The sequence below is a fragment of the Variovorax gracilis genome (assembly GCF_030317115.1).
GTDB lineage: Bacteria > Pseudomonadota > Gammaproteobacteria > Burkholderiales > Burkholderiaceae_C > Variovorax > Variovorax gracilis.
In genome coordinates this window covers 394,321-413,877 of sequence record NZ_JASZYF010000003.1, presented here as the reverse complement: position 1 = coordinate 413,877, position 19,557 = coordinate 394,321, and the positions used below count along the sequence as shown (strand labels likewise).

Here is a 19,557-nt window from a genome sequence, read left to right as displayed (position 1 = left end):
TCGAAGCGGGAAAACAGCGCCGACAGCGACCCTGGAACGTCGAAATCACACAACCGCCGCCTTCAGTGCGCAGGATGACTTCGGCGCGCCTGGTACTTCAGCAGCCTGCTAAAGGGAAGAGCAGATGAAGAGATGGTTGGGAGGCTGTGCATTGGCCTCCATGTTGATGTTGAGCGGCTGCAGTTCGCTCATCGCCGAAAGCGCCTCGGCCGGCGCCGGCATTGCGGGTGGTGCCATTGCCGGTGCCATCACTGACAGCGCTGCGGTGGCGTCCGGCATCGGTATCGCGGTGCAGGCCCTTGCCCGGGCCGGCGTTCAATATCACGAGCGCAAGATCCACGGAGAAGTTCAAGAGCAGATCGCGCTGGCGGCCGGTCCACTCAAGGTCGGCCAGGTCAAGCCGTGGAAGACCGTGCTCTCGCTTCCGCTGGAGCCGGAGCAATCCGGCCGGGTGGCGGTGAGCCGCATCATCAGTTCCGGTGAACTTGACTGCAAGGAAATCGTTGTCTCGGTGGAGCAGAGCGGCAAGGACGCATTGCCGGCCAGCGAGTTCTATGTGGCCGCCATCTGCCGCAGCGGCAGTCGGTGGGCCTGGGCATCGGCGGAACCGGCCACCGAGCGATGGGGTTCGTTGCAGTGAGATGCCGGTATCTGTCGGGCAGGACGCCGAGGCTGTTCGCCGCGCTCATTGCCGTGGCTGCACTGACGGCTTGCGGCGCCGCAGGCGGCCTCACGGGTGCGGTCGCGGGCCTCGCATCCGGTGCCGCTACTTCCAATCCGGCAGTGGGCGTGGCGATCGGGATCGGCGTACAGGCCGGAGTCGATGAATCGGTCAAGGCTGCGATGCGCTATCTGAGCCGCGAAGAACAGGATCGCATCGCTGCGATGGTGGGCCAGATGGCCGTCGGCGAGCGTCTGCCATGGGAGGTGCGCCATCCTGTGCCCTATGGGAACAAACAGGGCGAGGTGACCGTGGTGCGCGAATTCACAACGCCATTGGCCGCCTGCAAGGAGGCTGCATTCTCCGTCGAAGACATTGACGCCGAGCCGACCACTCCGTCGCCGGTCCGCTTCGTCACGACAGCCTGCCATGGCGCGAACGGGTGGAAATGGGCGACGGCGGAACCGTCCGTCTTCCGTTGGGGAACGTTGCATTAGGAGTCGGCGCCTGAGCCGTCCCTCAGGCCGTAATCGTGCATCTGGCGTCTTCAAAGAAAGACCTGCAAGTTTTGTAGGTCTTTTTTCTTTCGGAAGCTCCGAAACTGCTGCAAAATAGAACGATCGTTCGTTTTATTTTCAACTCTCTCGATGTCCGACACCGTCGCCTCCGCCAAGACAGCCCGTGCGCCCCAGAAGGGCCAGCAGACGAAGGCCGTCATCATTGACGCGGCGCTGAACCTCGCCGCCCAGATTGGCCTGGAAGGCCTGTCGATCGGCGCGCTGGCCGAAGTCACGCAGATGAGCAAGTCCGGCGTGTTCGCCCATTTCGGCTCGCGCGAGGAACTTCAGATCTCGGTGGTGCGCGAGTACCACACGCGTTTCGAGCAGGAAGTGTTCTACCCCGCGCTCGAAGCCGAGCGCGGCCTGCCGCGTCTGCGCGCCATGTTCGCGAACTGGATGAAGCGCACTTCGGCTGAAATCGATTCTGGCTGCATCTACATCAGTGGTGCCGTCGAGTTCGACGATCGGCCCGGCCCGGTGCGCGATGCGCTGGCAGATTCCGTCAACACCTGGCTCGCGGCGATGTACCGCGCCGTCGTACAGGCCAAGTCAGAAGGCCACCTGCGTGCCGACGCCGACGAGAAGCAGATCGCCTTCGAGATCCACGCCCTGATCCTGGCGCTCCACTACGAGGCGCGATTCCTGCGCTCGCCCGATTCGCTGGCGCGCGCCAACGCTGGCTTCGACAACATCCTTGCGCGCTGTGCATCGCCTGACGCGCCGGCCGCTACCGCGAGCGCCGCTCCGGCGCGCCGCCGGCTCAAGACCGTGCGCTGAGCGCGCGGCCCCCGCGCCCCTTTTTCATTTTTCCTCTTCAAACTTTTCTTCCCCGGAGATCCGCACATGCCCGCCTACACCCCTCCTCTTCGCGACATGCAGTTTGTCATGCACGAGGTGCTGAACGTCACCGAAGAGCTCAAGGCGCTTCCCAAGCATGCAGAGGTGGATGCCGAGACCATCAATGCGGTACTGGAAGAGGGCGGCAAGTTCGCTTCCGAGGTGACCTTCCCGCTGAACATCGGTGGTGACGAAGAAGGTTGCGTGCTCGACAAGAGCACGCACGAGGTCAAGACCCCCAAGGGCTTCAAGGACGCCTATGCGCAGTACGTCGAAGGCGGCTGGGCGGCGCTGTCGTGCGATCCTGCCTACGGCGGCCAGGGCTTGCCTTTCGTCGTGAACCAGTGTTTCTACGAGATGCTCAACTCGGCCAACCAGGCGTGGACGATGTACCCGGGCCTCTCGCACGGCGCCTACGAGGCCCTCGCCGCGCACGGCACCGACGAGCAGAAGAAGACCTACCTGCCCAAGCTCACGAGCGGCGAATGGACCGGCACGATGTGCCTGACCGAACCCCATTGCGGCACCGACCTCGGCATGCTGCGCACCAAGGCCGAACCGCAGGCCGATGGCACCTACAAGCTCACGGGCAACAAGATCTTCATCTCGGCCGGTGAACACGACATGGCTGCCAACATCATCCACCTGGTGCTCGCCCGCCTGCCGGACGCGCCCAAGGGCAGCAAGGGCATCAGCCTCTTCGTGGTGCCGAAGTTCAACGTCAAGGCCGACGGTTCGCTCGGCAGCCGCAACGGCATCTACTGCGGCGGCCTGGAGCACAAGATGGGCATCCACGGCAACGCCACCGCGCAGATGGTGCTCGAAGGCGCCACCGGCACGCTGGTCGGCCAGCCCAACAAGGGCCTCGCCGCGATGTTCGTGATGATGAACGCCGCCCGCCTGGGCGTCGGCAACCAGTCGCTGGGCCTGACCGAAGTGGCTTTCCAGAATGCGCTCGCCTACGCCAAGGACCGCATCCAGATGCGCTCGCTCTCCGGCGTGAAGGCCAAGGACAAGGACGCCGATCCGATCATCGTGCACCCCGACGTGCGCAAGATGCTGATGACCGCCAAGGCCTACGCCGAAGGCGGCCGCGCGCTGGCGATCTACTGCACCCTGCTGCTCGACAAGGAGCATCACCATCCCGACGAGAAGGTGCGCAGGGACGCCGGCGAAATCGTCGCGCTGCTGACGCCGATCGTGAAGGCCTTCATCACCGACAACGGCCACATCGCGACCAACGCCTGCATGCAGGTCTTCGGTGGCCACGGCTTCATCAAGGAATGGGGCATGGAGCAGTTCGTGCGCGACAACCGCATCAACATGATCTATGAAGGTACCAACACCATCCAGTCGCTGGACCTGCTGGGCCGCAAGGTGCTGGGCAACAACGGTGCGACGCTGAAGAAGTTCGGCAAGCTCGTCGGCAAGCTGGTCGAGGAAGAAGGCGTCAACGAGAAGATGAGCGAATTCATCACGCCCGTCGCCGTGCTGGGCGACCAGCTCACGAAGTTCACGACCGAGATCGGCTTCAAGGGCTTCCAGAATCCGGACGAAGTCGGCGCCGCCGCGGTGGACTACCTGCGCGTCGCAGGCCACTTCGTGTTCGGCTACATGTTCGCGCTGATGGCGCGCGCCGCGCTGCGCGAGATCGCTGCCGGCAATGCAGATCCGTTCTACCAGGCCAAGCTGCAGACCGCGCGCTTCTACTTTGCCAAGCTGTTCCCGGAGACCGCGACGCTGATGCGCACCGCACGGGCCGGCAGCGCGCCGCTGATGAACACCGACGCCGCACTGGCCTGAACGCCATGAAAGCGCTCTTCGCAGCCGTCGTCCTCGCCGCCGGTGCCGTGTCGGCCACCGCGCAGATGAGTCCCGTGGGGCTCTGGCGCAGCGTCGATGACAAGACCGGCGAGGCCAAGGCCGAGATTCGCATCGGTGAACCGGGCGGTGCATTGCAAGGCCGCATCGAAAAGACGCTCCGGAAGGACGCGAAGCCCGACGCCGTGTGCGAGGAGTGCACCGACGACCGCAAGGGCAAGCCCATTGCCGGCCTGGAAATCATCCGGGGCGGCAAGAAGGCCGAGGGCAAGGACGTCTGGGAAGGCGGAAAGATCCTCGACCCCGAGAACGGCAAGGAATACCGCGCGAGCTTCACGCCCATCGATGGCGGCAAGAAACTCGAGGTGCGCGGCTACCTCGGTCCGTTCTGGCGCACCCAAACCTGGAACCGTGTTCCATGAACCTCCCCCGTTGCTTGCGCACTTCGTATGGCCGCCTCGCCCCTCAAGGGCGCGACACCGGTGGCCCGGCGCACCCGGTTGCACGGTGTTTTTCGAATCAATCAGAACTCTAGTAGGCCCAGTTATGTCCAGATTTCAAGTGAAGAAAGTCGCCGTGCTCGGCGCCGGCGTGATGGGCGCGCAGATCGCTGCCCATCTTGTCAACGTGCGCGTGCCGGTCGTGCTGTTCGACCTGCCCGCCAAGGAAGGGTCGAAGAACGGCATCGTCACGCGTGCCATCGACAACCTCAAGAAGCTCAAGCCTGCTCCGCTGGGTGACGTGGCCGACGCGGGCCTGATCGAAGCCGCGAACTACGAGGACGATCTCGCCAAGCTCGGCGAATGCGACCTCGTGATCGAGGCGATCGCCGAGCGCATGGACTGGAAGCTCGATCTCTACAAGAAGATCGCCCCCCACGTCGCCAAGCACGCCATCCTGGCCTCGAACACCTCGGGCCTGTCGATCACCAAGCTGAGCGAAGCGCTGCCCGAGGCGCTCAAGCCGCGCTTCTGCGGCATCCACTTCTTCAATCCGCCGCGCTACATGTTCCTGGTCGAGCTGATCAACACGCCGACCACCGAGCCTCAAGTGCTGGACCAGCTCGAAACCTTCGTCACCAGCGCGCTCGGCAAGGGCGTGGTGCGCGCGCACGACACACCCAACTTCATCGCCAACCGCGTCGGCATCGCCGGAATGCTGGCCACGCTGAAGGAAGTCGAGAAGTTCGGCCTGACGCCTGATGTGGTGGACGACCTCACGGGCAAGAAGCTCGGCCGCGCGAGTTCGGGCACGTTCCGCACCGCCGACGTGGTGGGCCTCGACACGATGGCCCATGTCGTGAAGACGCTGCAGGACAACCTCGACGAGAAGAGCGATCCGTTCTACTCCAACTTCGCGACGCCGCCGGTGCTCGCCAAGCTGCTGGAACTCGGCAACCTGGGCCAGAAGACCAAGGCCGGCTTCTTCAAGAAGGCCGGACGCGACATCCTGCGCTTCGACCTTGCCAAGGGCGAGTACGTGCCCTCGGGCGACAAGGCCGACGAGGTCTATGGCCGCATGCTCAAGAAGCCAGCCGCCCAGCGCTTGAAGCTGCTGCGCGAGAGCGAAGGTGCGCAGGGCCAGTTCCTGTGGGCCATCCTGCGCGATAGCTTCCACTACGCCGCCGTGCACCTCGAAACCATCGCCGAGAGCGCGCGCGACATCGACCTCGCGATGCGCTGGGGCTTCGGCATGAAGCAGGGTCCCTTCGAACTCTGGCAGGAAGCCGGCTGGACCCAGGTTGCGCAATGGATCCAGGAAGACATCGATGCCGGCAAGGCGCTGTCGACGGCACCGCTGCCGAAGTGGGCTCTCGAAGGCCCGGTCGCCGAAGCCGGAGGCGTGCACACGCCCGAAGGTTCCTGGAGCGCATCAAAGAACACCTTCATCGCCCCGCGCCGCCTGCCGGTGCATGAGCGCCAGTTGTTCCCCGAGAGCGTGCTGGGCGCCAATGCACCCGATGCGAACAGCGCCGGCACGACCATCCAGGACGAAGGCGACGTGCGCCTCTGGACGCTGGACGGCGAAGTCCTCATCGCGAGCATCCATTCGAAGATGCACGCCATCAGCCCCGACGTTGCCGAGGCACTGGCCGCCGGCGTCGAGCTGGCCGAGAAGGACTACAAGGCCATGGTGATCTGGTCGCCCGACGAGATGTTCTCGGTCGGCGCCGATCTGCAGGCGATGCTGCCGGCCTTCGTCGTTGCCGGAATCGGCGCGGTTGAAGCCGCAGAGGAAGAGCTGCAGAAGGTCATGCTCAAGATCCGCTACGCCAGTGTGCCGGTCGTCTCGGCCGTGCGCGGCATGGCGCTCGGCGGTGGCTGCGAACTGGCCATCCACTCGGCCAGGCGTGTCGCCGCGATGGAAAGCTATGTCGGCCTAGTGGAAGTCGGCGTCGGCCTGATCCCGGGTGCGGGCGGCCTGACCTACATCGCTCGCCGCGCCGCCGAAAACGCGGCCGCATCGACCGGCACCGACCTGCTGCCCTTCCTGACCGAAGGCTTCACCGCAGCGGCCATGGCCAAGGTCGGCACCAGTGCGCTGGAATCGAAGAAGCTCGGCTTCCTGCTCGACAGCGACGTGATCGTTCCCAACAAGGACGAACTGCTCTATGTCGCGCTGCAGCAGGCCAAGGCGATGGCCGACGCCGGATGGCGTCCGCCGCTGCGCCGGCAGTTCAAGGTCGCGGGCCGCAGCGGCGCCGCGACCATCCAGGGCCAGCTGGTCAACATGCGTGACGGCGGCTTCATCAGTGCCCACGACTTTCACATCGCGAGCCTGATCGCGGGCGTCGTCACCGGCGGCGACGTCGATGCCGGCTCGCTGGTGACCGAGGAATACCTGATGACGCTCGAGCGCAAGGCCTTCTGCTCGCTCATCGTGCATCCCAAGACGCAAGAGCGAATCATGGGGATGCTCAGCACCGGCAAGCCCGTGCGCAACTAAGGACAGACATCATGAGCAAGCAAATCCAGGACGCCTACATCGTCTCCGCCACCCGCACGCCGATCGGCAAGTCGCATCGCGGCTACTTCCGCAACTACCGGCCCGATGACCTGCTCGCGACCACGCTGAAGGCGGCGCTCGCGGCGGTGCCCGGGCTCGACCCCAAGGTGATCGAGGACATCATCTGCGGCTGCGCAATTCCCGAGGCGCAGCAGGGCCTCAATGTTGCGCGCATCGGCGCGGTGCTGGCGGGCCTGCCCAACAGCATCGGCGGTATCACCGTCAACCGCTTCTGTGCCTCCGGCCTGTCGGCGGTGCAGATGGCCGCCGATCGCATCCGCGTCGGCGAGGCCGAAGTGATGATCGCGGCCGGTGTCGAAAGCATGAGCATGGTGCCGATGATGGGCAATTCGCCCTCCCTGTCGCCTTCGATCTTCGAGCGCGACGGTGACGTGGGCATCGCCTACGGCATGGGTCTTACGGCCGAGAAGGTGGCACAGCAGTGGAAGGTCAGCCGCGAGGCGCAGGACGCCTTCGCGCTGCAGTCGCACCAGCGCGCGTTGGCCGCGCAACAGGCCGGCGAGTTTGCCGACGAGATCACGCCGATCGAAGTCACGGATCGCACGCCCGATCTCGCGACCGGCGAGTCGACCGTCAAGACCCGCACCGTCAGCCTCGACGAAGGCGCACGTCCCGACACCTCGATCGAAGGTCTCGCCAAGCTGCGCACCGTATTCGCGGCCCGCGGTTCGGTCACGGCGGGCAACAGCTCGCAAACCTCGGACGGTGCAGGCGCGCTGATCATCGCGAGCGAAAAGGCCTGCAAGCAGTACGACCTGAAGCCGCTCGCGCGCTTCGTGAGCTTTGCCAGCAAGGGCGTGCCGCCGCACATCATGGGCATCGGCCCGATCGAGGCGATCCCGGCCGCGCTGCGCTATGCGGGGCTGACGCAGGACGCCATCGACTGGATCGAACTCAACGAAGCCTTCGCGGCGCAATCGATTGCGGTGATGAACACGCTGGGTCTCGATCCGGCCAAGGTCAATCCGATGGGCGGCGCGATCGCACTGGGCCATCCGCTGGGCGCGACGGGCGCGATCCGCTCCGCGACGGTGGTCCACGCACTGCAGCGCAAGAAGCTGAAGTACGGCATGGTCACGATGTGCGTGGGCATGGGGCAGGGCGCGGCGGGCATCTTCGAGCGCGTGTAAGCCTCAGGGTTTGTGAGCAGGCGCAGGCGTCTCCGATACGACTGCATGATCCATCGGCACGGAGGCACACTGCGGCCATGAAATCACACCCTCTCGACAAGGCCCTCGCACTGGAGCACAGCGACATCCAGGCGGGGCTCTTCACCGGGGCCACGAGCCCCGACTACTGGAACATGGTCGGGCCCTTCGGCGGCACGACGGCGGCCGTGATGTTGCAGTCGGTGCTGCGGCATCCGGACCTGCTCGGAGAGCCGATCGCGCTGACGGTCAACTACGCAGCGGCGCTCGAAGCCGGCGCTTTCGAAGTGCAGGCCGTGCCAGTGCGCACCAATCGCTCCACGCAGCACTGGACCGTGCAAATGACCCAGTCGGGCAGCGAGGGCAAGACCCATGTCACGACGACGGCCACCGTGGTCACGGCGGTGCGGCGCGAGACCTGGGGCGTCAACGATCTTCCGATGCCCGAGGTGCCGTCGCCCGAACGGGTCGAGCGGCTGAGCATCGGGCCGGCACGGGTCGCGTGGCTCGAGCGGTACGAGATGCGCCCGATCAGCGGCTCGATTCCCACACGCTGGGACGGCAGCGGCGACCACAGCGAGACGCGCATGTGGCTGCGCGACTGGGAGCCGCGGCCGCTGGACTTCGCCTCGCTGGCCGCGTTGAGCGACACCTTCTATCCGCGCGTCTGGCTGCGCCGCGCGACGCACGTGCCGATCGGCACCGTGTCGATCACGACCTACTTCCACACGGATGCCCAACTGCTGGCCGAGATCGGCACCGGCTACTTGCTGGGACGCGCGACGGGGCAGGAGTTCCGCAACGGCTACTTCGACCAGGCCGCGCAGCTCTGGAGCGAATCCGGCGCACTCCTGGCAACCAGCAGCCAGATCGTCTACTTCAAGGAATGACGCCATGGCGGGCACGAAATCGGCACTGATCGTCGGCGCAGGCGATGCCACAGGCGGCGCCATCGCGCGCCGTTTTGCGCGGGGCGGCTACGCGACCTGCGTTACACGGCGCAGCCTCGAAAAGCTCCAGCCCCTGGTCGCCCAGATCGAGGCCGAGGGCGGCAAGGCGCACGCCTTTGCCAGCGACGCGCGCAAGGAAGAGGAAGTCGTCGCGCTGGTCGAGCAGATCGAATCGACCGTGGGGCCGATCGAGGTGCTGGTCTTCAACATCGGCGCCAACGTGCCCGAGAGCATCCTGACCGAAACGGCGCGCAAGTACTTCAAGGTCTGGGAGATGGCCTGCTTCTCCGGTTTTCTGAACGGACGCGAGGTGGCCAAGCGCATGGTGGCGCGCGAGCTGCCGGAAGGCGCGCATCGCGGCACGATCATCTTCACCGGCGCCACCGCATCGATGCGCGGCGCGGCCAACTTCGGCGCTTTCTCGGGCGCGAAGATGGCGCTGCGCGCGCTGGCGCAGAGCATGGCGCGCGAACTCGGCCCGCGCGGCATCCACGTCGCGCACTCGATCATCGATGGCGCGATCGACACCGAGTTCATCCGCAGCACCTTCCCCGAGCGCTATGCGCTGAAGGCGCAGGATGGCATCCTCAATCCCGAGCACATCGCCGACGCGTACTGGATGCTGCATTCGCAGCCGCGCGACGCCTGGACCCACGAGCTCGACCTGCGGCCGTGGTCCGAGAAGTTCTGAGGAGACAACGCACATGACGACGAGATCCGTCGATTTCTATTTCGATTTCGGCAGCCCCGCCTCCTACCTGGCCGCCACGCAGTTGCCGCACCTGTGCGCCGACGTGGGCGCCGAACTGGTGTGGAAGCCGATGCTGCTGGGCGGCGTGTTCCAGGCCACCGGCAACCATTCGCCTGCGACCATCCCCGCCAAGGGCCCGTATGTATTCGCCGACCTGGCGCGTTTTGCACGGCGCTATGGAGTTCCGCTTCGCCACAATCCGGACTTCCCGATCAACACGCTGCTGCTGATGCGCGGTGCCACCGGCATGCAGATGCACGAACCCGAGCGCTTTCGGGCCTACGTCGATGCCATGTTCCACGCGATGTGGATCGAGCCGCGCAACCTGAACGACCCGGCGACGGTCGGCGCCGTGCTGCAGGAGGCGGGCTTCGATCCCGCGAAAATGCTGGCACTCGCCAACGCGCAGGATGTCAAGGACCAGCTCAAGGCCGCGACCCAGGACGCCGTGCGGCGTGGCGTCTTCGGCGCGCCGACCATGTTCGTCGGCGACCAGATGTTCTGGGGCCAGGACCGGCTCGACTTCGTGCGCGAGGCGCTCGGCGCCTGAACCTCTTTTCTTTGCAAGGACTCACCATGAGCGACATCCTCGTCCACACCGAAGCCGGTGTGATGACCATCACTTTCAACCGCCTCGACAAGAAGAATTCGATCACCAGCGCGATGTACGGCGAACTGGCCGATGCGCTGGGCAAGGCCGAGCAGGACAGCGCGGTGCGCGCGGTGCTGATCCAGGGCGACGCCACGATCTTCAGCGCCGGCAACGACATCGGCGACTTCCTGAATGCGCCACCGTCGACGCAGGAATCGCCGGTTTTCCGGTTCCTGCGCGGCATCGCGACTTTTCCGAAGCCTATCGTGGCGGCCGTGTGCGGCCCGGCGGTGGGCATCGGCACGACGATGTTGTTCCACTGCGACCTCGTCTACGCGGGTGACAACGCCGCTTTCTCGATGCCTTTCGTGAACCTCGGCCTGTGCCCCGAGGCGGCGTCGAGCCTGCTGGTACCGCAGATGTTCGGCTACCACCGCGCGGCCGAGGCGCTGCTGCTGGGCGAGCCCTTCATGGCCGAAGCGGCTCTGGAAGTGGGTCTGGTCAATCGCGTGGTACCGCCGACCGAGGCCAACGCCATCGCCCAGGCGCAGGCGCGCAAGCTGGCCGCCAAGCCGCTGAGCGCGCTGATCGAGACCAAGCGGCTGATGAAGAAGTCGCAGCAGGCGGTCGTGCTGGAGCGTATGGGCGAAGAAGGCCAGAGCTTCGGCCGCATGCTTCGCGAACCGGCGGCGCGCGAGGCCTTCACGGCCTTCATGGAAAAGCGCCGGCCCGATTTCTCGAAGGTCTGAGGCTGGCTGGCGGCGCGCAGCCGTCAGTCCTTTTCAATCGGCCTGGGGCGCCCGGATTCGTCTATCGCGACGTACGTGAAGGTCGCCTCGGTCACCTTGATGTACTCGCCCTGCGCCTTGAAGCGTTCGGCGAACACTTCCACGGTCACAGTGACTGAGGTGCGCCCGATCTTCTCCAGCTTGGAGTAGAACGACAGGATGTCGCCCAGCCGCACCGGCTGCTTGAACACGAACTCGTTGACGGCGACGGTTGCCATCCGTCCCTTGGCGTAGCGCGCCGGGATCACGGAGCCGGCCAGGTCGCACTGCGCCATCACCCATCCGCCGAAGATGTCGCCGTTGGCGTTGCAGTCGGCCGGCATCGGAATCACCTTGAGCACCAGCTCCATGTCGGCCGGAAGGCTTTTGAGCTTGGCGGTGAGGTTGGGACTGGAAGTGGCGGACATGGGCACAATCTGGAGCAAGTAACACCCTTGATTGTCCCCCATGCGCCGCAGCGGCGAAGCAATTTCCTCTCCTCACCAGGCTTCAGGCAGCCAGCCTGCCCGCAGCGACCGTTCCGACTGGGCCACGCTGCGCAGGCTTTTCCCGTATCTGTGGCACTACAAGTGGCGGGTGATGGCGGCCCTTGCCTTCATGATCTGCGCCAAGGTCGCCAACGTCGGGGTGCCGGTGCTGCTCAAGAACCTGGTCGATGCGATGTCGATCAAGCCCGGCAGCGCGGCCGCGCTGCTGGTGGTGCCGGTCGGCCTGCTGGTCGCCTATGGCCTGCTCAGGCTTTCCACGGCTGTCTTCAATGAACTGCGAGAACTGGTCTTTGCCAAGGCCACGGAGGGCGCGGCGCGCAGCATTTCGCTGGAAGTCTTCCGGCATCTGCACGCACTGAGCCTGCGCTTTCACCTCGAACGCCAGACCGGCGGGATGACGCGTGACATCGAGCGCGGCACGCGCGGCGTGCATTCGCTGATCTCGATGTCGCTCTACAGCATCGTGCCCACCATCATCGAACTCACGCTGGTGCTGACGGTGCTGGGCGTGAAGTTCGATTCGGGTTTCGTCTGGATCACGCTGGCGGCGCTGGTGGTCTACATCGCGTTCACCGTCATCGTCACCGAATGGCGCACGCAGTTCCGCAAGACCATGAACGAACTCGATTCCGTGGCCCAAAGCCGCGCGGTCGATTCGCTGCTCAATTACGAGACGGTCAAGTACTTCAACAACGAGAACTTCGAGGCGGGCCGCTACGACGCCAGCCTGGAGCGCTACCGCAAGGCGGCCGTCAAGAGCCAGACCACGCTGAGCCTGCTCAACGCCGGCCAGCAATGCCTGATCGCGGTCAGCCTGGTCGCGATGCTCTACCGTGCCACGCAGGGCGTGGTCGATGGGCACATGACGCTGGGCGACCTGGTGATGGTCAACGCCTTCATGATCCAGCTCTACATCCCTCTGAACTTCCTGGGCGTGATCTACCGAGAAATCAAGCAGAGCCTGACCGATCTCGACAAGATGTTCGTGCTGCTCGAAAAGGAGCGCGAGGTGCGCGATGCGCCGAATGCGCGTCCGCTCACCGGCGCCGATTCGACCGTGCGCTTCGAGAACGTGAGCTTTGCCTACGAGGCCGCGCGGCCGATCCTCAAGAACGTGAGCTTCGAGATCCCGGCCGGCGAGACGGTGGCCGTGGTCGGGCCCTCGGGCTCGGGCAAGTCGACGATGGCGCGGCTGCTTTACCGCTTCTACGACGTGCAGCAGGGCCGCATCACCATCGGCGGCGAGGACATCCGCGAGGTGACGCAGGCGAGCGTGCGTCAGTCGATCGGCATCGTGCCCCAGGACACGGTGCTCTTCAACGACACGGTCGAATACAACATCGCCTACGGCCGCCCCGGCGCCAGCCGGCAGGAAGTCGAGCAGGCCGCCCGCGCGGCGCGCATTCATGACTTCATCGTGCACACGCCCAAAGGCTACGAAACCACGGTGGGCGAACGCGGGCTCAAGCTCTCGGGCGGCGAGAAGCAGCGCGTGGCCATTGCGCGCACCTTGCTCAAGAACCCGCCGATCGTGATCTTCGACGAGGCGACTTCGGCACTCGATTCGGCGAACGAGCGGGCGATCCAGTCCGAGCTCAAAAGCGCGGCGCGCAACAAGACCACGCTCGTGATCGCGCACCGCCTCTCCACGGTGGTCGATGCCCACGAGATCCTCGTGCTCGAAAGCGGTGTGATTGTCGAGCGCGGCACGCATGCGGACCTGCTGGCCCGGCAAGGCAAGTACGCACAGATGTGGAGATTGCAGAAGCTCGAGGCCGCGCCCGTGCTTTGAACCTTTTGGCCGATCGCGCAGCATTCGGGCCGCGCGAACGGGCTCAACCTACCCAGGAGCAAATTGAATGTCCGAGAAGATTCCTCTTTTGGTGCTCAACAGTCTTTCGAGCGCCCATCAGGCGCAATTGGCCGCGGGCTATGACCTGACCTATGCGCCCACGCAGGCCGAGCGCGCGGCAGCCATTGCAGCGCACGGCGCGAAGTTCCGCGCGGTGCTGACCATCGGCGTCATCGGCATCACGGCGCAGGAGATCGCCGCCATGCCCAAGCTCGAACTCGTCTGCGCCATGGGCGCGGGCTTCGAAGGCCTCGCGATGGATGCCATCCGTGCGCGCGGCATCGTGGCCGCCAACGGCGCGGGCACCAATGACGACTGCGTGGCCGATCACGCCTTCGGTTTGTTGATCGGCGTCGTGCGCGGCATTCGCACCCTCGATCGCCAATGCCGCGAAGGCGTGTGGCGCGAGGAGATCCCGCAGCCGCCCAATGTGTCGGGAAAGAAGCTCGGCATCCTGGGGCTGGGCACCATCGGCCAGAAGATCGCCAAGCGCGCGAGCGGCTTCGACATGGAAGTCGGCTATCACAATCGCAAGCCGCGCGAAGGTGCCGCGCACCGCTATTTCGACAGCCTCCAGGCTCTGGCCGAATGGGCCGACGTGCTGGTGATCGCCACGCCGGGCGGAGCGGGAACGCGGCACCTGATCAACGCGGAGATCCTCGACGCGCTCGGTCCCCAGGGCTTTCTGGTCAACATCTCGCGCGGCAGCGTGGTCGATACCGACGCGCTGGCCGCCGCGCTGCGCGCGAACCGCATCGCGGGCGCCGGCCTCGACGTCTACGAAAGCGAGCCCAAGCGGCCCGAGCCCCTTGTCGGCCTCGACAACGTGCTGCTGACGCCGCACATGGCGGGCTGGTCGCCCGAGGCGACTCAGGCGTCGGTGAACCGCTTCATGGCGAACGCCGAGGGCCACTTTGCCGGCCGCGGCGTGGTGTCGCCCATCTAGGCCGGCAGATCGCCAAGCACCGATGGCTGGACAACGCCCCAGCCGCAGGCGCGGTCGTAGGCGTGGCCCAGGCGGAGCACTTCGAGGTCGTGGTGGATCGGGCCTGCGATCTGGAGGCCCATCGGCAGGCCGCCTTCGCCGAAGCCCGCACGCACGTTGAGCGTGGGGAGTCCGGCAAGCGTGAAGGGCGTGACGATTTCCATCCAGCGGTGGTAGGTGTCGCTCGCCACCTCACCGACTGCGGCGGGCCAGTCGAGCTTCGCGTCGAAGGGAAAGACCTGCGCCGTGGGCGCGACAACGACATCGAAGCCCTCGAATGCGCGGACGAAGGCACGGAAGACGTTGGAGCGATAGACCGAGGCCTGGTAGAGCGCTGCGGCGTCGAGCTGGTGACTCTGCTCGATTTCCCAGCGGGCCTCGGGCTTGAGCCGTTCGCGCAGCGAGGGATCGGCGTACGCGGCGCCCAGCTTGCCGCCGACCAGCAACTGCCGCAAACGAAGCCAGGCGGTCCAGTTCTGCTCTCGCGGCACATCGAGCTGCAGCGGCTCGACCTCGCAGCCGAGATCGCGGAAGGTCTGCAGTGCGCCTTCGCAAAGTTCGCGCACGCCTGGCGCGAGCGGCAGATCCGGCCATACGCTGCCGAGCCAGCCAATGCGCAGACCCTTCACATCGCTGTCGAGTTCCATCGCGTCGGGGGAAGGCAGCGCGTCGGTCAGCGACAGCGGCACCCGCCGGTCGAAGCCCGCCTGCACGGCGAGAAGGCGCGCGGCGTCCTCGACGGTGCGCGCCATCGGACCTTCGCAGCCAAGCTGCTGCAGGAACAGTTCCTCGTCCGGCGAGCCGGGAACCCGGCCGCGTGACGGGCGGAAGCCGATCACGTTGTTGAACGCCGCGGGGTTGCGCAGCGAGCCACCCATGTCGCTGCCATCGGCCACAGGCAACATGCCCAAGGCCAGCGCGACCGCCGCACCGCCACTGCTGCCGCCCGCGCTCAGGGTGGGCAGGTAGGCGTTCAGCGTCGTGCCGAACACGGTGTTGTAGGTGTGCGAGCCGAGGCCGAACTCGGGCGTGTTCGTCTTGCCGATGACGATGGCGCCGGCCTTGCGCATGCGCGATACGTGCAGGCTGTCATTGCGCGCCGGCGAGCGGGGCGCGAGCGGAGAGCCCATCGAGGTCGGGAGGCCCGTGGCATGGCTGAGGTCCTTCACCGCGAGCGGGAAGCCATGCATCCACCCGAGCCGTTCGCCACGCGCGAGTTGCGCGTCGCGCTCGCTCGCCTCGTCCAGGAGCTGCTGCGGATTGCGCAAGGACACGATGGCGTTGAAGCGCGGATTGAGCGCCTCGATCCGCGCCAGCGCTGCGGCCATCAGTTCGTGGCACGACACGGCGCGTGCGGCGATCCGGCGGGACAGGGTGGTGGCATCCAGATTGAGAAGGTCGTCAGCGTGCATGGCGAAAACGTGGCTCCGTAAGGCCCTTGGAGTATGTCGCAGCCCTCGCATAATCAGTTCATGGAAACCAAGTGGCTCGAAGACTTTGTCAGCCTTGCGGAGACTCGCAGTTTCAGCCGCTCGGCCCAGTTGCGTCATGTGACGCAGCCCGCGTTCTCCCGCCGCATCCAGGCGCTCGAAGGTTGGGCCGGCACCGACCTAGTCGATCGCAGCTCCTACCCGACGCGGCTCACTCCGGCCGGCCAGACGCTGTACGGCCAGGCAATCGAGATGCTGCAGGCGCTGCAGAGCACGCGTGCCATGCTGCGCGGCCATTCGGCGGCGGCGCAGGACGTGATCGAGGTCGCCATCCCGCACACGCTGGCCTTCACTTTCTTCCCGGCCTGGGTCACGGGCCTGCGCGAGCAGTTCGGGCCGCTGAAAAGCCGGCTCATCGCGCTCAACGTGCATGACGCCGTGCTCCGCCTGGTCGAGGGCAGTTGCGATCTGCTGATCGCCTACCACCATCCCTCACAGCCCCTGCCGCTGGACGCCAACCGATACGAGATGGTGAGCCTGGGCGAGGAAGTGGTGGCACCCTGGGTCAAGCCCGACGCCGAAGGTGCGCCGCGCTATCGGTTGCCGGGGCGCGCCGGCCAGCCACTGCCTTACCTCGGCTATGCGCCGGGCGCCTACCTCGGGCGCGTGGTCGACCAGCTGCTCAAGGAGTCGGGCACCGCGATCCACCTCGACCGCGTCTACGAAACCGACATGGCCGAGGGACTCAAGGTGATGGCGCTCGAAGGCCATGGCATCGCCTTCCTGCCGCAAAGCGCGGTGCGCAAGGAGATCCGTGCCCGCACGCTGGTGAGTGCGCTGCCGCCCGAGATTGACCGCCTGGAGGCGACGATGGAGATTCGCGCCTATCGCGAGCGGCCGTCCGCCCCCGCCAAGACGAGCGGTCGGCCGGGCAAGGCCGATGCGCCGGCCCCGCGAGCCAAGGGTTCCGTGGAAGCCCTGTGGGCCTACCTGTTGGGGACGCAGCCGGCGTCGTCTTGAGGGCGCTTTGTGCGGCGCACCAACCCGGAGTCATTCGGGCACAAAGGCTGCTTAGCAAAGGGTGCGCAACGAAAAAAGACCCTGATGCACCACCGCGGTATCCCGGCCGCTGGAGAACGCTCGGGTCGGTGCACGGTGCACCGGGTTGGTCCCGGTAGCACACCAATACTGACAGTCTAGAATTTCGTTTGCATTTCCTTAGTCAGCACACAGGAGTTTTCCCCTATGAAGAAGCAAGTATTGGCATTGGCCATTTCGGCACTCGCCGCGGGCGGCGCCGTTGCGCAAGCCAACGACACCTTGGCGAAGATCAAGGCTTCCGGCTCGATCACCGAAGGCGTTCGCGAGTCGTCCGGCCTGTCGTACACGCTGGGCAATGGCCAGTACACCGGCTTCCACTACGACATCTGCGCCAACATCATCAAGGACATCGAGAAGGCTGTCGGCAAGAAGGTCGAGACCAAGTACCAGCCAGTGACCTCGCAGAACCGCATTCCACTCGTGCAGAACGGCACCGTCGACATCGAGTGCGGCTCGACGACCAACAACGCGGCACGCCAGAAGGACGTCGCCTTCGCCGTCACGACCTACGTCGAGGAAGTGCGCATCGCGACCAAGGCCAACTCGGGCATCAACTCGATCAAGGACCTGAACGGCAAGACCGTGGCGACCACCACGGGCACCACCTCGGTCCAGACCCTGCGCAAGAACGAACGCGCCGGCGGCATCGACTTCAAGGAGCTCTACGGCAAGGACCACTCCGACAGCTTCCTGCTGCTCGAATCCGGCCGCGCCGATGCCTTCGTGATGGATGGTTCCATCCTGGCCTCGAACATCGCCAAGTCGAAGTCGCCCGCCGACTACAAGATCGTCGGCGAAGTGCTGAGCGTCGAGCCGATCGCGATCATGATCCGCAAGGACGACCCGGCCTTCAAGAAGGTGGTCGACGACAGCATCAAGGCGCAGATCAAGTCGGGTGAGCTGAACAAGCTCTGGGACAAGTGGTTCCTGCAGCCCATCCCGCCGGCGAACGTGAAGGTCGGCCTCCCGCTGTCGGACGCGACCAAGAACGCGTGGGCGAACCCCAACGACAAGCCGATGGAAGACTACGCCAAGAAGTAATCCGAGCGCCGGTCACCGCGCAACGCCCGCCAACCCTGGCGGGCGTTTGTTTTAACGCCAACAACAAGCAGGAATAGGAGAGTCCCGATGGGATCGAACTGGGATTGGCAGGTCTTCTTGCAGGACCCTGGGGGAAAGCACCCCACGTACTTCGAATGGATGATGTCGGCCTGGGGCTGGACGGTGTCGGTCGCGCTGCTCGCGCTGATCGTGGCGCTGGTGCTCGGCTCGCTGGTCGGGATCATCCGCACCTTGCCTGACAGCCCATGGCTGATCCGACTCGGCAATGCGTGGGTCGAGCTGTTCCGCAACATCCCGCTGCTGGTTCAGATCTTCCTCTGGTACCACGTCATTCCCGCGATGATTCCCGCGATGAAGGGCGTGCCGAGCTTCATCCTGGTGGTGCTGGCGCTGGGCTTCTTCACCTCGGCGCGTATTGCGGAGCAGGTGCGCTCCGGCATCCAGGCGCTGCCCAAGGGCCAGCGCTATGCCGGCATGGCGGTGGGCTTCACCACGGCGCAGTACTACCGCTACGTCATCCTGCCGATGGCCTACCGCATCATCATCCCGCCGCTCACGAGCGAGACGATGAACATCTTCAAGAACTCGTCGGTGGCCTTTGCGGTGTCGGTGACCGAACTCACCATGTTCGCCATGCAGGCGCAGGAAGAAACCTCGCGCGGCATCGAGGTCTACCTGGCCGTCACGGCGCTGTATGTCATCTCGGCTTTCGCGATCAACCGACTGATGGCCTTCGTCGAGAAGAAGTCGCGCGTGCCGGGCTTCATCGTGTCCGCCAGCGGCGGCGGAGGGCACTGACATGATGAATCTCGACCTGTCCTTCTACAACTGGCAAGTCATCAGCAACTTCGTGCTGAAGGGCTTCTACTTCAGCATCATGCTGACCATCGTCGCGACAATCGGCGGCGTGCTCTTCGGCACGGTCCTGGCGCTCATGCGGCTGTCGGGCAAGAAGTGGCTCGATGCGCCGGCCGCCATCTACGTCAACGGCATGCGCAGCATTCCGCTGGTGATGGTGATCCTGTGGTTCTTCCTGCTGGTCCCCGCGGCGTTCTACTCGTTCTTCGGTGGCTGGGGCGCGAACTACCGTTCGGAAATCTCGGCGGTGATCACCTTCATCGCGTTTGAGGCGGCCTATTTCAGCGAGATCATGCGTGCGGGCATCCAGTCGATCCCGCGCGGCCAGGTCTATGCGGGCCAGGCCATGGGCATGACCTATGGGCAGAACATGAAGCTGGTCGTGCTGCCGCAGGCCTTCCGCAACATGCTGCCGGTGCTGCTTACGCAGACCATCATCCTGTTCCAGGACACCTCGCTGGTCTATGCCATCGGTGCCTACGACATGCTCAAGGGCTTCGAGACCGCCGGCAAGAACTTCGGCCGTCCGATCGAGGCCTACCTGCTCGCCGCAGTCGTTTACTTCATCATGTGCTACGCCTTGTCCTGGCTCGTGAAACGGCTGCACAAGAAGATCGCCATCATCCGCTGAAGGAGAGAAAAGATG

19 protein-coding genes are annotated in these 19,557 nt (G+C 65.3%); 17 read left to right on the top strand and 2 right to left on the bottom strand.

Features of this window, described 5'->3' with window-relative positions:
* The first annotated feature begins 124 nt into the window (after nt 1–124).
* From QTH97_RS09915 to QTH97_RS09865, 11 genes are all read left to right on the top strand, one after another.
* Nucleotides 125–640, top strand: coding sequence for a hypothetical protein (locus tag QTH97_RS09915; protein ID WP_286567946.1), 516 nt, complete (start codon nt 125–127; stop codon nt 638–640).
* Nucleotides 641–693: 53 nt separating this feature from the next.
* Entirely contained in the window at nt 694–1,158 is a 465-nt protein-coding gene (locus QTH97_RS09910; RefSeq protein ID WP_286567945.1) for a hypothetical protein, read from the top strand.
* A 150-nt stretch (nt 1,159–1,308) separates the two neighbouring features.
* A complete protein-coding gene (locus tag QTH97_RS09905) occupies nt 1,309–1,998 on the top strand; it encodes a TetR/AcrR family transcriptional regulator (protein WP_286567944.1) in 690 nt (229 codons plus the stop codon).
* 66 nt (nt 1,999–2,064) lie between these two features.
* The gene (locus QTH97_RS09900) at nt 2,065–3,861 is read left to right on the top strand and encodes an acyl-CoA dehydrogenase C-terminal domain-containing protein (RefSeq protein ID WP_286567943.1); all 1,797 of its coding nucleotides are present in this window, start codon (nt 2,065–2,067) and stop codon (nt 3,859–3,861) included.
* A 5-nt stretch (nt 3,862–3,866) separates the two neighbouring features.
* Complete coding sequence (locus tag QTH97_RS09895) at nt 3,867–4,301, top strand: DUF2147 domain-containing protein (protein WP_286567942.1); 435 nt, start codon at nt 3,867–3,869, stop codon at nt 4,299–4,301.
* A 124-nt stretch (nt 4,302–4,425) separates the two neighbouring features.
* Nucleotides 4,426–6,825 carry a 3-hydroxyacyl-CoA dehydrogenase/enoyl-CoA hydratase family protein gene (locus QTH97_RS09890; protein ID WP_286567941.1) on the top strand — a complete coding sequence of 800 codons (2,400 nt, stop codon included), beginning with the start codon at nt 4,426–4,428 and terminating at the stop codon, nt 6,823–6,825.
* 11 nt (nt 6,826–6,836) lie between these two features.
* A complete protein-coding gene (locus QTH97_RS09885; RefSeq protein WP_286567940.1) occupies nt 6,837–8,036 on the top strand; it encodes an acetyl-CoA C-acyltransferase in 1,200 nt (399 codons plus the stop codon).
* 77 nt (nt 8,037–8,113) lie between these two features.
* On the top strand, nt 8,114–8,944 hold the full coding sequence (locus QTH97_RS09880) for an acyl-CoA thioesterase (protein WP_286567939.1): 831 nt from the start codon (nt 8,114–8,116) through the stop codon (nt 8,942–8,944).
* Nucleotides 8,945–8,948: 4 nt separating this feature from the next.
* Nucleotides 8,949–9,695 carry an SDR family oxidoreductase gene (locus QTH97_RS09875; RefSeq protein WP_286567938.1) on the top strand — a complete coding sequence of 249 codons (747 nt, stop codon included), beginning with the start codon at nt 8,949–8,951 and terminating at the stop codon, nt 9,693–9,695.
* Between the two features lie 13 nt (nt 9,696–9,708).
* Nucleotides 9,709–10,305, top strand: a complete 597-nt coding sequence (locus QTH97_RS09870; protein ID WP_286567937.1) for a 2-hydroxychromene-2-carboxylate isomerase — start codon at nt 9,709–9,711, stop codon at nt 10,303–10,305.
* A 26-nt stretch (nt 10,306–10,331) separates the two neighbouring features.
* The gene (locus QTH97_RS09865; protein ID WP_286567936.1) at nt 10,332–11,096 is read left to right on the top strand and encodes an enoyl-CoA hydratase; all 765 of its coding nucleotides are present in this window, start codon (nt 10,332–10,334) and stop codon (nt 11,094–11,096) included.
* Between the two features lie 23 nt (nt 11,097–11,119).
* Here the strand turns inward: QTH97_RS09865 and QTH97_RS09860 are convergent, their stop codons facing one another.
* Nucleotides 11,120–11,542 (bottom strand): acyl-CoA thioesterase, encoded by a 423-nt coding sequence (locus tag QTH97_RS09860; RefSeq protein WP_286567935.1) that lies wholly within the window; start codon nt 11,540–11,542, stop codon nt 11,120–11,122.
* Between the two features lie 40 nt (nt 11,543–11,582).
* Between QTH97_RS09860 and QTH97_RS09855 the strand changes: the two genes are divergently transcribed.
* Complete coding sequence (locus QTH97_RS09855; protein ID WP_286567934.1) at nt 11,583–13,415, top strand: ABCB family ABC transporter ATP-binding protein/permease; 1,833 nt, start codon at nt 11,583–11,585, stop codon at nt 13,413–13,415.
* A 67-nt stretch (nt 13,416–13,482) separates the two neighbouring features.
* A complete protein-coding gene (locus tag QTH97_RS09850; protein WP_286567933.1) occupies nt 13,483–14,421 on the top strand; it encodes a 2-hydroxyacid dehydrogenase in 939 nt (312 codons plus the stop codon).
* On the opposite strand, the gene QTH97_RS09845 is transcribed toward QTH97_RS09850, so the two are convergent.
* Nucleotides 14,418–15,872: an amidase gene (locus QTH97_RS09845; RefSeq protein ID WP_286567932.1), complete on the bottom strand. Its 1,455-nt coding sequence runs from the start codon at nt 15,870–15,872 to the stop codon at nt 14,418–14,420. The two genes, QTH97_RS09850 and QTH97_RS09845, sit on opposite strands and share 4 nt — an antisense overlap.
* A gap of 60 nt (nt 15,873–15,932) precedes the next feature.
* On the opposite strand from QTH97_RS09845, the gene QTH97_RS09840 reads away from it, so the two are divergent.
* From QTH97_RS09840 to QTH97_RS09825, 4 genes are all read left to right on the top strand, one after another.
* Complete coding sequence (locus tag QTH97_RS09840) at nt 15,933–16,910, top strand: LysR substrate-binding domain-containing protein (RefSeq protein WP_286567931.1); 978 nt, start codon at nt 15,933–15,935, stop codon at nt 16,908–16,910.
* A 225-nt stretch (nt 16,911–17,135) separates the two neighbouring features.
* On the top strand, nt 17,136–18,032 hold the full coding sequence (locus QTH97_RS09835; protein WP_286567930.1) for an amino acid ABC transporter substrate-binding protein: 897 nt from the start codon (nt 17,136–17,138) through the stop codon (nt 18,030–18,032).
* 87 nt (nt 18,033–18,119) lie between these two features.
* On the top strand, nt 18,120–18,851 hold the full coding sequence (locus QTH97_RS09830) for an amino acid ABC transporter permease (RefSeq protein WP_286567929.1): 732 nt from the start codon (nt 18,120–18,122) through the stop codon (nt 18,849–18,851).
* Nucleotide 18,852: 1 nt separating this feature from the next.
* Complete coding sequence (locus QTH97_RS09825; RefSeq protein WP_286567928.1) at nt 18,853–19,542, top strand: amino acid ABC transporter permease; 690 nt, start codon at nt 18,853–18,855, stop codon at nt 19,540–19,542.
* The last annotated feature ends 15 nt before the right edge of the window (nt 19,543–19,557 follow it).

What these genes read in the sequence shown, in the direction of transcription:
- QTH97_RS09830 (WP_286567929.1), top strand. Translation starts at nt 18,120, where the DNA reads ATGGGATCGAACTGGGATTGGCAGGTCTTCTTGCAGGACCCTGGGGGA.
- QTH97_RS09825 (WP_286567928.1), top strand. Translation starts at nt 18,853, where the DNA reads ATGATGAATCTCGACCTGTCCTTCTACAACTGGCAAGTCATCAGCAAC.
- QTH97_RS09860 (WP_286567935.1), bottom strand. Translation starts at nt 11,542, where the DNA reads ATGTCCGCCACTTCCAGTCCCAACCTCACCGCCAAGCTCAAAAGCCTT.
- QTH97_RS09875 (WP_286567938.1), top strand. Translation starts at nt 8,949, where the DNA reads ATGGCGGGCACGAAATCGGCACTGATCGTCGGCGCAGGCGATGCCACA.
- QTH97_RS09865 (WP_286567936.1), top strand. Translation starts at nt 10,332, where the DNA reads ATGAGCGACATCCTCGTCCACACCGAAGCCGGTGTGATGACCATCACT.
- QTH97_RS09880 (WP_286567939.1), top strand. Translation starts at nt 8,114, where the DNA reads ATGAAATCACACCCTCTCGACAAGGCCCTCGCACTGGAGCACAGCGAC.
- QTH97_RS09900 (WP_286567943.1), top strand. Translation starts at nt 2,065, where the DNA reads ATGCCCGCCTACACCCCTCCTCTTCGCGACATGCAGTTTGTCATGCAC.
- QTH97_RS09855 (WP_286567934.1), top strand. Translation starts at nt 11,583, where the DNA reads ATGCGCCGCAGCGGCGAAGCAATTTCCTCTCCTCACCAGGCTTCAGGC.
- QTH97_RS09885 (WP_286567940.1), top strand. Translation starts at nt 6,837, where the DNA reads ATGAGCAAGCAAATCCAGGACGCCTACATCGTCTCCGCCACCCGCACG.
- QTH97_RS09890 (WP_286567941.1), top strand. Translation starts at nt 4,426, where the DNA reads ATGTCCAGATTTCAAGTGAAGAAAGTCGCCGTGCTCGGCGCCGGCGTG.
- QTH97_RS09870 (WP_286567937.1), top strand. Translation starts at nt 9,709, where the DNA reads ATGACGACGAGATCCGTCGATTTCTATTTCGATTTCGGCAGCCCCGCC.
- QTH97_RS09845 (WP_286567932.1), bottom strand. Translation starts at nt 15,872, where the DNA reads ATGCACGCTGACGACCTTCTCAATCTGGATGCCACCACCCTGTCCCGC.
- QTH97_RS09850 (WP_286567933.1), top strand. Translation starts at nt 13,483, where the DNA reads ATGTCCGAGAAGATTCCTCTTTTGGTGCTCAACAGTCTTTCGAGCGCC.
- QTH97_RS09835 (WP_286567930.1), top strand. Translation starts at nt 17,136, where the DNA reads ATGAAGAAGCAAGTATTGGCATTGGCCATTTCGGCACTCGCCGCGGGC.
- QTH97_RS09895 (WP_286567942.1), top strand. Translation starts at nt 3,867, where the DNA reads ATGAAAGCGCTCTTCGCAGCCGTCGTCCTCGCCGCCGGTGCCGTGTCG.
- QTH97_RS09840 (WP_286567931.1), top strand. Translation starts at nt 15,933, where the DNA reads ATGGAAACCAAGTGGCTCGAAGACTTTGTCAGCCTTGCGGAGACTCGC.
- QTH97_RS09915 (WP_286567946.1), top strand. Translation starts at nt 125, where the DNA reads ATGAAGAGATGGTTGGGAGGCTGTGCATTGGCCTCCATGTTGATGTTG.
- QTH97_RS09905 (WP_286567944.1), top strand. Translation starts at nt 1,309, where the DNA reads ATGTCCGACACCGTCGCCTCCGCCAAGACAGCCCGTGCGCCCCAGAAG.